Consider the following 14,437-nt stretch of genomic DNA (forward strand, 5'->3'; position numbering starts at 1 on the left):
GGGCGCTCCCGCCGAAACGTCGCGCGCGCTCAAACGAGCGTCCTGCCCGTCAAACGTTCGAGAATGCCGAGCGGCGCGCGCTCGGGACGCACCATCGAATCCACCGGCAAAAAGAACGTCTGCTCGAGCATGAACTGGCCGGACATCACCGCGTGCGACGTTTGATCGGAAAAGCACACCCATACGCTGCCGGGCGGAAACGGCATGGTTTGTTGCGGGCTCGTCCTTTGATAGTCGAGATCGGCCTTCATGCAGTCGTGCAGGTTCAGCATCAGATGGTCATACGCGCTGCGCTTGGTCTTCGTCACGCGCAGCAGCGCGAGCAGAAACGCCGAGCCCGGCAGTTGCGGCCTGATCCGCGGCAAGAAGCGCTTTGCGACGTCCTCGAACGGCTCGCCAACGCGCCACACGCGCGGCACGCCTGCCGGATTCACGTTCGTGAACACGCGCAGGATGCGCTCGCCATAATTAGGCCGCGACGGAAACGCGTCGACGTGCAAGCGGCTGTCGTCCTTGCGCCACGACGTCTGCCGCGTCTCGACCTGCATGAGGCGCAGGCTCGTCGGCGCGACGCGCAGCTTGCCGTGGTATTCGGGCAACAGCCCGTCGACGAGCGTGCATGCATGCTGCGCGAAGCGCGCGACCAGCGCGCGCACCGCCGATTGCGTGACCGCATCGCCGATCACGCCGGCGAGCGCGCCGCCCATCGGCGCGAGGCTGATGTTCTTGCGCTTCGGATCGGCAAGCGCCGGATCGAGCAGCGCTTCCTCGCCGCCGTCGATCGGAAAGCGCAAATGCGGGAAAAACAGCACCTTGCCGTCCTCGAGCGCGGCAAGCAGTTGCTCGCGCGGCACGGACAAGCGCTGGCCGCTCCAGTCGGCGGAGTCGATATGGATGATCTGGGATTCGCTCATGAGATCGCGTCAGGAATTACAGCAAGCCGAACGACGCGAGCGCGTCCTTCACCTGCGAAAGGGACGGCGGCGCGCCCGCCGTGCCGAGGTTGACGACGTTGGGCGACCAGTAGCCGCCCGTGCGCCAAGCCGTCGCGAAATTGTACAGTTCGACGGTCGGGCGCTTGAGCGCCGCCGCGATGTGGACGAGGCCCGTATCGACGCCGACCGTCGCCGCTGCGCCGTCGATCAGACCAACCACAGCGGGCAGCGACAGCTTCGGCGGCACGATGGCCGCCGCGCCGAACGCGTTGGCGAGCCGCTCGCTCGTCGCGCGCTCGGCGTCGCTGCCCCACGGCAGCACGAGCGACATGCCGCGTCGCACAAGCGCCTCGCCCAGCGCCAGCCATGCGTCGTCGGGCCATTGCTTGTCGGTGCGCGACGTCGCATGCACGAACACCACATACGGCACGGGCAAGTTCAGATCGAGCGTGGCGAGCGCGCGCGACGCGGCCGCCGTGTTCAGCCCGAAATCGACCGGATCGCCGGGCGCGGGCGCCGGAACGCCCAGTGCCGCCGCGACGAGCTGCCGCGAGCGTTCGACGACGTGCGTGCGCGGCGCGATCGGCACACGCCGGCGATAGAAGAAGCGCACCGGCCATTCGTAGCCGGCGCCGTCGGTGCGGTTGCCAAGGCCGATGAGCGGGCCGCGCGCCCAGCTCGCGACCCACGCGGTCTTGATAAGCCCCTGGCAGTCGATCACGAGGTCGTAGCGCTCCTCCGCAAGCCGGCGCCTGAATGCGCCGATCTCACGCCACGTCGCGACGCAGCCGAGCCGTTTGCGCCAGCGCCGCAGCGAGAATGGCAGCACGTTGCGCACGCCGTCGACGAGTCCGACGAGATCGGCGAACCCTTCCTCGACGAGCCAGTCGATCCGCGCATCGGGATGATGCCGGCGGATGTCGGCGATCACCGGCATGTTATGCACGACGTCGCCCAACGACGACACGCGCACGATCAGAATTTTTTGCACGCTGAAAACAAAGCCGGCGCAGGCCGGCTCGAGGCCGAAAGGACGGATTTTATCGCGCCCGGCGGCCGACATAGACAAAAAGCGGCGAACGCCCGCTGGCGTCGCCGCTTTTGTCGGCAAAGCTTGCGAAAACGCAAGCACGGCGCGCAACCGCGGTTGCGCGCCGCGCTGTCGCTCAGAACGGCAGGTCCGCGTCCGGCTTGGCCGCCTTCAGCGCACGGCGGAAATCGTCCTGAATGCGTGCGAGCCCATCGGCGGTGGTCGCCTCGAAGCGCAGCACGATAACGGGCGTCGTGTTCGACGAGCGCGCAAGGCCGAAGCCGTCCGGATACTCGACGCGCAGCCCGTCAATCGTCACGATCTCGTCCGCGCCGTCGAACTTCGCGTTCGCGCGCAGCGCGTCGATCAGCTTCACGTTCTCGCCTTCTTCGAGCTTCAGGTTCAGCTCGGGCGTCGACACCGCATTCGGCAGGCCGTTGAGCAGCGCGCTCGGGTCCGCGACGCGCGCGAGAATCTCGAGCAGCCGCGCGCCGGTGTAGAGGCCGTCGTCGAAACCGTACCAGCGATCCTTGAAGAACACGTGGCCGCTCATCTCGCCTGCCAGCGGCGCGCCGGTCTCGCGCAGCTTGGCCTTCACGAGCGAGTGGCCCGTCTTCCACATCAGCGGCTCGCCGCCCTTCTCGCGCACCCAGTGCGCGAGATTGCGCGTGCATTTGACGTCGTAGATGATCTGCGCGCCCGGATTGCGCGACAGCACTTCCTGCGCGAACAGCATCAACTGACGATCCGGATAGATGATCTGGCCGTCCTTCGTGACGACGCCCAGGCGATCGCCGTCGCCGTCGAACGCGAAGCCGATCTCGGCATCGGTTTGCCTGAGCTTGCCGATCACGTCCTCGAGGTTCTCCGGGTGCGCCGGGTCCGGATGATGGTTCGGGAAATTGCCGTCGATATCCGTATAAAGCTCGACCAGCTCGCAGCCGAGCGCCTTGAACAGGCGCGTGGCGAGCGGGCCGGCCACGCCGTTGCCCGCGTCGACCACGAGCTTCAGCGGCCGCGCCAGCTTGATGTCGCTCGTGATCCGCTCGACGTACTGGTCGGCGACGTCGTACTGCTCGTAAGCGCCACTGCCGCTTTCGAAGCGCTCGTCGACGATCCGCTTGTAGAGCGCCTGGATCTGCTCGCCGTAGATCGCCGCGCCGCGCAGCACCATCTTGAAGCCGTTGTAGTCGGGCGGATTGTGGCTGCCGGTGACGACGATGCACGAATCGACCCGGCGCTCGCCCGCCTTGAGCGCGAGCGGCACGCTTGCCGCGAAGTAGCCGACCGGCGTCGGCACCATGCCGACGTCGACCACGTCGACGCCCGCGGCACGCAGCCCGTCGGCAAGCGCGGCCGACAACTGCGGCCCGGACAGGCGGCCGTCGCGCGCGATCACCACGGCGTCGCCGCCGGCTGCGCGCACTTCGCTGCCGAACGCACGGCCGATCGCGCGAGCGACGTCGGCATCGAGCGTCTTGCCGATCACGCCCCGAATATCGTATGCCTTGAAAATGGATTGGGAAATCATCGATTCACTCTCAGTCTTGCATTGGAAAAATTTGCCGCCCCGGACGGAACATCTGGCGCCGGCTGCCGCGAACCCCGGACAATTTATAATTGCAGGTTTGCGGCAAGCCGATCGCACTAACGGATCATCTCATTCTAATGCCTAGTTGCTTCATTGCAGCAAAACCGTTCATTAATACAGCGCGTTCGGTGATCTTGGATACAGTTTCCTTTTCAATTCTTTTATGCTGAAGCGGATCGCCAATCCCGAGGTCGGGCGAGCCGTCGCCAACCTGGCTTGGCTCGGCATCGAGCGCGTCACGCAAATCGGCGTCGCGATCGTCGTGAGCGGGCTGCTCGCCCGCTATTTCGGTCCGGACGCGTTCGGCAAATGGCAGTACGCGAACACGCTGCTGCTCGTGCTCGCCCCGCTCACGTGGGTATGCGGCGCCGAAATCCTGGTGCCTACGATCGTCCAGCGCAGCGGCGCGGAGTTGGGCGCCGTGCTCGGCAGCGCGTTCGCGCTGCGCTTCGCGGTGTCGGTCGCGGCGCTCGCGCTCACGTGGGCGGCAATCGCCGCGGGCGCGCTCGATCCGCTCGTCGGCGCGATGCTCGTCGGGCTCGCGCTCACGCTCGCGCTGCGCGAGCCGTTTGTCGGCGTCGTCAACGCGTGGCTGCAGAGCATGACTTACAGCAAGCCGCAGCTCGTCGCGAGCATCGCGGCCGCGCTCCTGAAAATGGCGCTCGTCTGGCTGCTGGTGCGCGCGAGCGTCGCGCCGGCACTCTTCGGCTGGCTGTGGGCGCTCGAAGCCGCGCTGATCGCGGGCGCGCTGATCGCGTACTACCGCGCCAAGCATGGCGGCGTGCTCGGCTGGCGCATCGAGCGGCCGCTCGTGCGCGAGTTCGCGACGACCGGCACCGTGTTCTGGCTCGGCCTCGTCTGCATGTACCTGTTTCTGAAGCTCGACCGGCTCATGCTCGAGCGCTACGTGACGTTCGCCGAACTCGGCCGCTATGCAGCCGCGCAGCAGTTGAACGAGAACTGGATCACGCTCGCGCTGATGCTCGCGCAGACGATCGCGCCCGCGTTCGTCTATCGCGTGCACGACGCCGCGCAGCTCGCCCGCAACATCCGGCGGCTCGTCGGCATGACCGCCGCGCTGATGATCTCGGGCGCGCTCGTGCTCGACCTGCTCGCGGGTTTCATCATCCGCAAGGTGTTCGGGTCCGGCTTTGACAGCGCGGTCGAAATCTTCCGCTGGGCGGTGTGGCTGTCGGTGCCGGCGGGCATCGAGGCGATCAGCAATCTCGTCGTGCTCAAATATCAGGCGAAATTCGTGTTGCTCGCGAAATGGGTGATCGCCCTGGCGCTCGCGGCGCTCGTCAATCTGATCGCGATTGAGCGCGCCGGGCCGCACGGCGCGCTCGCCGGCCTCGCGGCCGGCTATCTCGCCGCGGCGGCCGTCAATTTCTACTATATCCGCTTGAAGCTGCGCCCATGACGCCCGCACCCGACTTGCCCGATACGCACGGCGCCGCCCGCTCGCTCGACGACGTCGCGGTGCTGATCCCCGCCTACAACGCTCAGGACGATCTCGTGCGCACGCTCGCGTCGTTGCGCGAGGACGCGGGCGTGCGCGTGCTCATCGTCGACGACGGCAGCACGCCGCCGATCGTCGCGCCGCAGCTGCCCGGCCTGTCGATCGACGTGCTGCGGATGCCGCAAAACGGCGGCATCGAGCGCGCGCTCGCCGCCGGCATCGACGCGCTCGCCGCGCGCGGCTTCCGCTACGCGGCGCGCATCGACGCAGGCGATCTCGCCGTGCCGCACCGGCTCGCGAAGCAGCGCGCGTATCTCGCCGCGCACCCGCGCGTCGCGTGCGTCGGGATGTGGACGCAGGTGGTCTCGCGCGACGGCCGGGCACTCTTCATGCTGACCCCGCCCGCCGAGCCCGCCGCGCTGCGCCGCACGCGCTTTTTGCGCTCGCCGCTCGTGCACCCTTCGGTGATGCTCGATATCGACGCGGTGCGTGCGGTAGGCAACTATCGCGTTAAATATCGCGCCGCGGAGGATCTCGATATTTTCTTGCGGCTGATGGAACGTTACGATTGCGCGAATTTACCCGAACTCGGTTTGTATTACGAATTGAACGAGGGCGGCATCAGCGCGACCAAGCGACGCCGGCAGATTGTGTCGACGCTCGCCCTCGTCGTGCGCCACTTCGACGCGCTCAACCCGTGCGACTGGCTCGGCCTCGCGAAGAACCTGCTGCATTTCGTGACGCCGTATACGCTGTTGCAGCGTATCAAGCGCAGGTTGTTCGCGCGGCGTGCGCCAGCGTGACGCGCCGCCACGTATTTTTGCCCGACATGACACTCGCCTCATTTTTGCCCAACACCAGCAGCCTTCGGCCGCGGCCTTCCGGCAGCCCAACGCGCCCGCCCTCGGACACCCCAGGCCGCGCACGTCGACCGCTGCCCGCGCGCGCGGTATCGGCACGCACGCGCCGTTCCGACGTCGCGCCACGCTCATGAACGCCCCCGCCGCCTTGCGCATCGTCCTCGTCTGCAATACCGCATGGGCGATCTACACCTACCGGCACGGCCTGATCCGGATGCTCACCGCGCGCGGCGCGCAAGTCACGGTGCTTGCGCCGCGCGATCGCACCGTCGAGCTGCTGGTGCAAATGGGCTGCCGCTACGTCGAGTTGCCCATCGCATCGAAAGGCACGAGCCCGCGCGAGGATCTGCGCACGCTCGGCGCGCTGTACCGCGCGTATCGCGACATCCGTCCCGATCTCGTGTTCCATTACACGATCAAGCCCAACATCTACGGCTCGATCGCGGCGCGGCTCGCACGCGTGCCGTCGGTCGCGGTGACGACGGGCCTCGGTTACGTATTCATTCAGCCCAGCCGCGCTGCGCAAATCGCCAAGCGCCTCTACCGCTTCGCGTTCCGTTTCCCGCGCGAGGTCTGGTTCCTGAACCGCGACGATCTCGACACGTTCGAGCGCGAGCGCCTGCTCGCGCATCCCGAGCGCGCGCGGCTGCTGCACGGCGAAGGCGTCGATCTCGATCAGTTCGCGCTCACGCCGCTGCCCGCGCGCGACACATTCACGTTCGTACTGATCGGACGCCTGCTGTGGGACAAGGGCGTGCGCGAATACGTCGATGCGGCGCGCGCGCTGCGCACGCGCTATGCGCATGCGCGCTTCGCGCTGCTCGGCCCCGTCGGCGTGGACAATCCGAGCGCGATCTCGCAGGCCGACGTCGATGCATGGACACGCGACGGCATGATCGACTATCTCGGCGAGACGCACGACGTGCGCCCGTACATCGCGCGCGCCGACTGCGTGGTGCTGCCGTCATACCGCGAAGGCGTGCCGCGCACGCTGATGGAAGCGTCGGCGATGGGTCGGCCGATCGTCGCGACCGACGTGCCGGGCTGCCGCGATGTCGTCGACGACGGCGTCACGGGCTTGTTGTGCGCGGCGCGCGACAGCGCGAGCCTTGCCGCCGCGCTCGCGCGCATGCTCGACATGAGCGTGGCCGAGCGCCGCGCGATGGGCGAGCGCGGCCGGCAAAAGGTCGCTCATGAGTTCGACGAGGCGAAAGTCGTCGAGCGTTATCATCGAACCATTTCCGCCCTGACGGGCGTCACACTTTGACGGAGCAACCAGCATGAGCACGAAGGGCACGATCCTCGTCACGGGCGGTGCGGGCTACATCGGATCCCATACCGCCGTCGAACTGCTCGATTACGGCTACGACGTCGTGATCGCCGACAACCTCGTCAACAGCAAGCGCGAAGCGATCGCACGGATCGCGCAGATCACCGGCAAGACGCCCGCGTTCCATGAAATCGACGTGCGCGACGAAGCCGCGCTCGAGCGCGTGTTCGACGCGCACCCGATCACGGCGGCGATTCATTTTGCCGCGCTGAAGGCGGTCGGCGAATCGGTCGCGAAGCCCGTCGAGTACTACCGGAACAACCTCGACAGCCTGCTCGCGCTGCTGCGCGTGATGCGCGAGCGCAATGCAAAGCGCATCGTGTTCAGCTCGTCGGCAACCGTCTACGGCGTGCCCGAGCGCTCGCCGATCGACGAATCGTTCCCGCTGTCGGCGACCAACCCATACGGCCAGACCAAGCTGATGGCCGAGCAGATCCTGCGCGACGTCGAAATCGCCGATCCGCAATGGCGCGTCGCGACGCTGCGCTATTTCAATCCGGTCGGCGCGCATGCGAGCGGCCTCATCGGCGAGGACCCGGCCGGCATTCCGAACAATCTGATGCCGTATGTCGCGCAGGTCGCGGTCGGCAAGCTCGAGAAACTGCGCGTGTTCGGCAGCGACTACCCGACGCCCGACGGTACCGGCGTGCGCGACTATATCCACGTCGTCGACCTCGCACGCGGCCACATCGCCGCGCTCGACGCGCTCGACAAGCGCGATGCGAGCCTGACCGTCAATCTCGGCACGGGCCGCGGCTACAGCGTGCTCGAAGTCGTGCGCGCGTTCGAGGCGGCCTCGGGCAAACCGGTGCCATACGAACTCGTCGCACGCCGACCGGGCGACGTCGCCGAGTGCTACGCAAACCCGGCCGCCGCCAAGCAGATCATCGGCTGGCAGGCCGAGTACGATCTCGAGCGCATGTGCGCCGACCACTGGCGATGGCAGGAAAACAACCCCAAGGGTTTTGTATAATCCGCTGTCCAATTCGCGGGCACGCTCATGCTCAGTTTCGCCGCCGGTTTCATCGTCTCGCTTCTCGTCACGCTGCTCATCGTCCGCTATGCGCATCTGCACGAGAAATTTTCGATCGACAACGATCTTGCCGGCGTGCAGAAATTCCACGCGCGGCCGGTGCCGCGCGTCGGCGGCATCGGCATTCTGCTCGGGTTGACGGTTGGCACCGCGCTGTTGTCGCGCAAGTATCCGGCGATCGCCGGCAGCATCCTCGGGCTCGCCGCGTGCGGATTGCCCGCTTTCGCTTCGGGACTGATCGAGGATCTGACGAAAAAGGTCACGCCCGCCGCGCGCCTCGTGTGCACGATGGCGGCCGCGGCGCTCGCGTTCGTGCTGATGGGCGTCGCGATCACGCGCATCAGCGTGCCGCCGCTGGATTTCCTGCTTGGCTACGCCGCCATCTCGGCCGCGATCACGGTGCTTGCGGTCGCCGCGCTCGCCAACGCGGTCAACATCATCGACGGCTTCAACGGCCTGGCTTCGATGGTCACGTTCATGATGTTCGCATCGCTCGCCTACGTCGCGTTCCAGGTCCGCGATCCGGTCGTGATGTCCGCGTCGTTCGTGATGATGGGCGCGATCATGGGATTTTTCATCTGGAATTTCCCGGCCGGCCTGATCTTCCTCGGCGACGGCGGCGCCTACTTCATCGGCTTCATGCTCGCCGAGCTTTCGATCTCGCTCGTGATGCGGCACCGCGAAGTGTCCGCGTGGTATCCGGTGCTGCTCTTCATGTATCCGATCTTCGAGACCTGCTTCTCGATCTACCGGAAGAAATTCGTGCGCGGCATGTCGCCCGGCATCCCGGACGGCGTGCATCTGCACATGCTGATCTACAAGCGGCTGATGCGCTGGGCGGTCGGCACGCGCGCCGCGCATGAACTCACGCGCCGGAACTCGCTGACGTCGCCATACCTGTGGCTGCTGTGTCTGATCGCGATCATTCCCGCGACGCTCTTCTGGCAGCACACGATCCATCTGTTCGCATTCGTGATCGTGTTCGCCGTGACCTACGTATGGCTGTACATGAGCATCGTGCGCTTCAAGTCGCCGCGCTGGATGGTCGTGCGCAAGCAGCATCTGCCGAAACAGTGACAAAAAAAGCGCGAGCAGAAAATCCTGCGCGCGCTTTTTTACGTCGATGATTCACCCGCCTGCGAATAGCCGGGCAAGCTCAGCGATTGCCTTGCCACGATACCGGCTGCGTCCTCGCGCGGCCCCGCCCGCTACGGCGTACCGCCCGCGCCGATCCTACCCGTCGCAACTTGACCGGCAACGGCCCGCTCACGCCTCCCGGCCGCGGCTGCCGGCGCGGCCCGCGGCGGGCGGCACGCTCTGCAGCGTCGGGCCGACCGCCGGCTGATATTCCGGCACCCAGCGGCGCAGATCGCGCCGCACCTCGTCGTCGCTCAGCACCCGGTGCTGCATCAGCCACGGCAGCAATTCGTCGAGCAGATGGTCGGGCACTTCGCGCGCCTTCGCGGTACGCAGCTTCGGATGCGGCGTGCGGGTAGTCGTTTCGTCATCGGCGAGCAGTTCCTCGTAGAGCTTCTCGCCCGGACGCAGACCGCTGAACTCGATGCGGATCTGGTCCTCGGTGAAGCCATACAGACGAATCAGATCGCGCGCGAGATCGACGATCCTCACCGGCTCGCCCATGTCGAGGATGAAGATCTCGCCGCCCTGCCCCATGCTCGACGCCTGCAGCACCAATTGCGACGCTTCCGGAATCGTCATGAAAAAGCGCGTGATCTCCGGATGCGTGACCGTCACCGGGCCGCCCTTCGCGATCTGCTGCTGGAATTTCGGGATCACGCTGCCCGCGCTGCCGAGCACGTTGCCAAAGCGCACCGTTTCGAACTGCGTGCGCGTGCTCGTCTGCTGCAATGCCTGGCACGCCATCTCGGCCAGGCGCTTGCTCGCGCCCATCACGTTCGTCGGATTGACGGCCTTGTCGGTCGAAATCAGCACGAAATGCCTGACGTCCTGACGAATCGCCGCGCGCGCGACCCGATAGGTGCCGAGCACGTTGTTGCGCAGCGCCTGCCACGCATTGAGTTCCTCCATCAGCGGCACGTGCTTGTAAGCGGCCGCGTGGAACACGATATGCGGCGCATAGCGCGACATCACCTGATCGAGCAGCAGCGAATCCTTCGCATCGCCGATGATCGGCACGACGGGCTGATCGGGGAAGCGCTCGCGCAGCTCTTCCGTGAGCCGGTACATCGCATATTCGGACAGATCGAACGCGATCAGTTGCGCGGGCTGGAACCTCAGAATCTGACGGCAGAGTTCCGAGCCGATCGAGCCGCCGGCGCCCGTGACCATCACGACGCGGCCGCGCAGCAGCGCTTCGACGTGCGGCGTGTCGATCGTCACGGCGTCGCGGCCGAGCAGGTCTTCGAGGTCGATCTGGCGAATTTGAGACAGAATGCCCTGGCCCGGCATCAGCGCCTTCAGCGACGGCAGCACCAGCGCCTTCACGCCTGCCCGCACGCACAGCGTCGCGACGCGGCGCTGCACTTCGACCGGCGCGGACGGAATCGCGATGATCGCGTATTCGACCTTGGTCGTCTCGGTCCAGTGCGCGAGATCGCCGATCGGACCGAGCACCTTGTAGCCGTAGACTTCACGGCCCTGCTTTGTCGCATCGTCGTCGAGCAGGCCGACAAGACGCCACTCGCCGGAGCGCGACAGCTCGCGCGCCAGGTTCGCGCCGGCCGTGCCGGCGCCGAGCACGAGCACCGGCTTGCCTTGTCCGACAAGGCCGCCGTACAGGTAGATTTCCTTGATGGTGCGATACAGTGCGCGCGTGCCACCCATGCCAAGCATCAGCAGCAGCGGCGACAAAACGAGCACCGAGCGCGGAATGATCGGAACCGGCTGCAACATCACGGCTCCCACCATCACGATCAGCGCCCCGCCGCCGACGGCCTTCGAAATGCGCAGCAGATCAGGCAGGCTCGCGAAAACCCACAGCCCGCGATACAAGCCAAACGCATGAAACAACAGCCCGTAGACCGGCAAAACCCAAACGAGCGCGAAAAGCGCGCTGTGCAGAAAGGCCGGCGGAATCACGCCGTTGAAGCGCACAAGATAAGCGCTGAGCCAGACGCAGGCAACTGCCGCCAGATCGAACAAAAACACGCCCAGCGACAACCACGACGCTTTGGAACGAAACATTGGCGACTAACCTCGAATCTATTTCGACGACGCTGCTTCAAAGCGGTGCCAGCGAACATCGATAGCGATGCCCATCAATGCGAGCACCCCATACCAGGCGACGAAAATTATCCATTGTTGTTGCGGCGGCAGGCCCAGCGCGACAAGTGCCGCCATTATGCCCACGAGCATGACCAGATACCAATATACCGCCGTGCGGGCATGCCCCTGCCCGGAACGGACCATGCGCTGATAGTAATGCTCCCGATGCGGTTGCCAAAACTTCTCGCCCCGTAACAAACGTCTCAAAAGTGTTACAGATGCATCGGCAATGAACGGCGAGAACACAATCGCGGGGAACCAGATCGGCCATATCGATGCCTGCCATCCCCAATAGCCGAGCGCACCGGCCAGAAATCCCAACGGAATCGAACCCGCATCGCCAAGAAATAGCTTCGCCGGATGGAAATTGAAGCGCAAAAAGCCCAACGCTGCACCCGCGATCGCTGCACCCGCGATCGTCAGATCGACGGAGTGCGCTGCCCCCATCTGAGCGGCGACGGCATACGCGCCAAAGCCGAACAGCGCCATGCCGCCGGCCAACCCGTCCGCGCCGTCCATGAAATTGTAGAGATTGACGAGCCAAAGCATCAGAAATCCGATGCCGACCAGCGCCCACCCAGGCACCGCCGCCGGATAAAGCGCAACGCAAGCGCAAACGGCGACGAAATGCGCGGCAAAGCGCACGCGCGCAGGCAGCCCGCGACGATCGTCGATCTGCGAGAGCGTGGCGAGCAGCGCGGCGGCCACGCCGATCGGCCACAACGCCGGCGCAAGCCAGACCAGCGCTGCGACGCACACGGGCACGATGCCCCAGCCGCCGACGCGCGGCGTCGGCCGCTCGTGCAGAGAGCGTGCGTTCGGCACGTCGGTCGCCAATCGCCATGCAAGCCCGCTCGACAGCAGGAACCGCAGAATCAGGCCGCAAGCGAGCGCGCCGAGGCCAGCGATCGCAAGCCCCCAGGCCCAGGCGGACGTCGTCGTCGCGATTTGCATCATCGAAACGCCCTCTGTCGCACGGCGCGCTGTCGTTCAGACCGATACCAGGTCGCCGTCGCGGCCAGCCCATCCCGCATCGTGCAGGGCGGCAGCCATCCAAGCGTTTGCCGCAAATGAGCGGAACTCACGCGCAGATTCTCCGTCAGCCGCTCGATCTGCTCGCCCCGCCTAGTCCAGTGGCCGAGTGTGCGAAGCACGCCCGCCGGCACCGGCAGCAAACGGGCAGGCCGGCCCAATTGCCCGCCGAGCATCCGCAGCAGCGCGCTCAGCGTCGGCGGATCATCGTCGTCCGCGATATGGAAGCAGCCGCGCGCAGCCCTGGGGTCGAGCGCGCAACGCAGCAGAGCGTCCGCGAGATTGTCTACATAAACCATGCTGCGCCGCGCATCGAGCGCGCCAAGCGGGAGCGGCCATCCAGCCCAAACGGCATCCATCATCCGCAGGAAGTTGGCCCTAACCTCCGGCCCGTAGACGAGTGGCGGTCGCATCACCACCACGTCGAGCCCCGTCGCCGCGGCGAGGCGGTCAAGCGCCTGCTCGGCCTTCAATTTGGAGCGGCCATACGCATCGCGCGGCGCAGCGACGGCCTGCTCCGTCAGCGCAACGCCACCGTCGACCTCCGCCACAGCCTTGATACTGCTGACGAAAACGAAGCGCGGCACGCCATGGTCGTGCGCGGCTTGTGCGACGCGCAACGCGCCATCGACATTCGTCGCATCGAACGCCGCCTGCTCATGCCGCGCCTCTTCGCGCATCACGTGCACTCTAGCGGCCAGATGCACGACGCAATCAGCCTTCAGCCCCACCGGCCATTGCCTGCCGAGCCCGTCGAAATCGGCCGCGGCATGCACCCACGGCTGTACACCCGGGATGGGGTCGGCGCTCGGCGTGCGCCCGAGCGCCGTCACGCGATGCCCGCGGGCCATGGCCAGGCGGCACAAAGCCCGCCCGACAAAACCGTTCGCTCCCGTCACGATGATATGGCTCACGCAAGCCTCCAACCGAAGCGCTTGAAGAACTTGAAAGCCGACGCGACGAACAGCTTGACGTGCGTAAGCCCCTTCTTCGCCGCTCCGCCGCCGTGATGAACGACGCGCACCTGCGGCACATAGGCAACCCGCGCGACCGAATGCGCGCGCAGACTCAGATCGTAGTCTTCGAAATAAAGGAAATAGCGCGGATCGAAGCCGCCCAGCCGGCGCAGCACATCGGTGCTAAACAGCATGAAGCATCCGCTGACGATGGGCGGCTCCCAAACCACGTCATCGCGATTGATCACGTCTCTCATCTCGTAGCGCGCAAGCCTCCGGCTGAACGGTTTCGCCAGCCACGACGGCGCAAAACCGCGCAGGAACAGGCCGAACAGCGTCGGATAGCGGCGGCAAAGATACTGAATGCCGCCATTTTCGTCGTCGATGCATGGCGTGAGTAGGCCGACGTCAGCGTGCGCGTCGAGGAAGTTCAGGGCCTCGATCAACGCGTCTCGGCGCAAGTCGATGTCCGGATTGAGCACCAAGTGGTATCGATGAGTGAGCCGATCGAGCACGAGATTGTGGCCTCGGCCGTACCCGACGTTGCCATGCCCCGAGATCGTCGAAAACGACAGGCAGTCGCAGTCGGCCCATAGGGACGACACGTCGCGCCGCGGCAAGCCACCGTTGTCAATCAAATAAACATGCGCGGCCAAGTCCGGTCGTTCCGCGCGCAACGCCGCGACAGCCTCACACAAGCTGACAAGCGTGCTGGCGAGCACCGGCATATCCGGCTGATAGACGACGATCGATACAGACAATCCCGGCGAAAGCGGATTAACTTCGTTCATGCGTTACGACAAAAAAATCAGCAAATGGCGCAGAGCGAGTCAATCGGCCCGCTCGAACCGATCGACGGAATCGATCCCGATGCATTTATAATTCACGTAGAAGACACCGGTTCATCGAGTTTGCAGACAGCAATCTGATGTCGGTTCGCGACCACGACGAAACGTGCGGCCGAT

12 protein-coding genes are annotated in these 14,437 nt (G+C 65.7%); 5 read left to right on the plus strand and 7 right to left on the minus strand.

Annotated elements, in window-relative coordinates; genetic code table 11:
- Window positions 1–29: 29 nt before the first annotated feature.
- The 3 genes from kdoO to BSIN_RS15835 form a co-directional block, all read right to left on the minus strand.
- On the minus strand, window positions 30–914 hold the full coding sequence (gene kdoO, locus BSIN_RS15825) for a Kdo hydroxylase KdoO (protein ID WP_089341211.1): 885 nt from the start codon (window positions 912–914) through the stop codon (window positions 30–32).
- Between the two features lie 16 nt (window positions 915–930).
- Window positions 931–1,998, minus strand: coding sequence for a lipopolysaccharide heptosyltransferase I (waaC, locus tag BSIN_RS15830; protein WP_173678697.1), 1,068 nt, complete (start codon window positions 1,996–1,998; stop codon window positions 931–933).
- 103 nt (window positions 1,999–2,101) lie between these two features.
- Window positions 2,102–3,496: a phosphomannomutase/phosphoglucomutase gene (locus tag BSIN_RS15835; RefSeq protein ID WP_089341212.1), complete on the minus strand. Its 1,395-nt coding sequence runs from the start codon at window positions 3,494–3,496 to the stop codon at window positions 2,102–2,104.
- A 223-nt stretch (window positions 3,497–3,719) separates the two neighbouring features.
- Between BSIN_RS15835 and BSIN_RS15840 the strand changes: the two genes are divergently transcribed.
- The 5 genes from BSIN_RS15840 to BSIN_RS15860 all read left to right on the plus strand — a co-directional run bounded on the left by BSIN_RS15840 (window position 3,720) and on the right by BSIN_RS15860 (window position 9,315).
- Window positions 3,720–4,976 carry an oligosaccharide flippase family protein gene (locus BSIN_RS15840; RefSeq protein WP_089341213.1) on the plus strand — a complete coding sequence of 419 codons (1,257 nt, stop codon included), beginning with the start codon at window positions 3,720–3,722 and terminating at the stop codon, window positions 4,974–4,976.
- Window positions 4,973–5,818, plus strand: coding sequence for a glycosyltransferase (locus BSIN_RS15845; protein ID WP_089341214.1), 846 nt, complete (start codon window positions 4,973–4,975; stop codon window positions 5,816–5,818). Before BSIN_RS15840 ends, BSIN_RS15845 begins: the two co-directional genes overlap by 4 nt.
- Window positions 5,819–6,005: 187 nt before the next feature.
- Window positions 6,006–7,142, plus strand: a complete 1,137-nt coding sequence (locus BSIN_RS15850; protein ID WP_089341215.1) for a glycosyltransferase family 4 protein — start codon at window positions 6,006–6,008, stop codon at window positions 7,140–7,142.
- Between the two features lie 13 nt (window positions 7,143–7,155).
- Window positions 7,156–8,178, plus strand: a complete 1,023-nt coding sequence (galE, locus tag BSIN_RS15855; RefSeq protein ID WP_059519976.1) for a UDP-glucose 4-epimerase GalE — start codon at window positions 7,156–7,158, stop codon at window positions 8,176–8,178.
- Window positions 8,179–8,205: 27 nt separating this feature from the next.
- Complete coding sequence (locus BSIN_RS15860; RefSeq protein ID WP_059519977.1) at window positions 8,206–9,315, plus strand: MraY family glycosyltransferase; 1,110 nt, start codon at window positions 8,206–8,208, stop codon at window positions 9,313–9,315.
- Between the two features lie 189 nt (window positions 9,316–9,504).
- Here BSIN_RS15860 and BSIN_RS15865 read toward each other — a convergent pair whose 3' ends face one another.
- The 4 genes from BSIN_RS15865 to BSIN_RS15880 are packed head-to-tail and all read right to left on the minus strand — an operon-like array spanning window position 9,505 to window position 14,263.
- Window positions 9,505–11,403, minus strand: coding sequence for a polysaccharide biosynthesis protein (locus BSIN_RS15865; RefSeq protein ID WP_089341216.1), 1,899 nt, complete (start codon window positions 11,401–11,403; stop codon window positions 9,505–9,507).
- A gap of 18 nt (window positions 11,404–11,421) precedes the next feature.
- Window positions 11,422–12,438, minus strand: a complete 1,017-nt coding sequence (locus tag BSIN_RS15870) for an MraY family glycosyltransferase (RefSeq protein WP_089341288.1) — start codon at window positions 12,436–12,438, stop codon at window positions 11,422–11,424.
- Window positions 12,438–13,430 (minus strand): NAD-dependent epimerase/dehydratase family protein, encoded by a 993-nt coding sequence (locus BSIN_RS15875; protein ID WP_089341217.1) that lies wholly within the window; start codon window positions 13,428–13,430, stop codon window positions 12,438–12,440. The genes BSIN_RS15870 and BSIN_RS15875 overlap by 1 nt, the downstream gene beginning before the upstream one ends.
- Entirely contained in the window at window positions 13,427–14,263 is an 837-nt protein-coding gene (locus BSIN_RS15880; protein ID WP_089341218.1) for a glycosyltransferase family protein, read from the minus strand. Before BSIN_RS15880 ends, BSIN_RS15875 begins: the two co-directional genes overlap by 4 nt.
- Window positions 14,264–14,437: the final 174 nt, after the last annotated feature.

Source organism: Burkholderia singularis, from assembly GCF_900176645.1.
Classification (GTDB): Bacteria; Pseudomonadota; Gammaproteobacteria; order Burkholderiales; family Burkholderiaceae; genus Burkholderia; species Burkholderia singularis.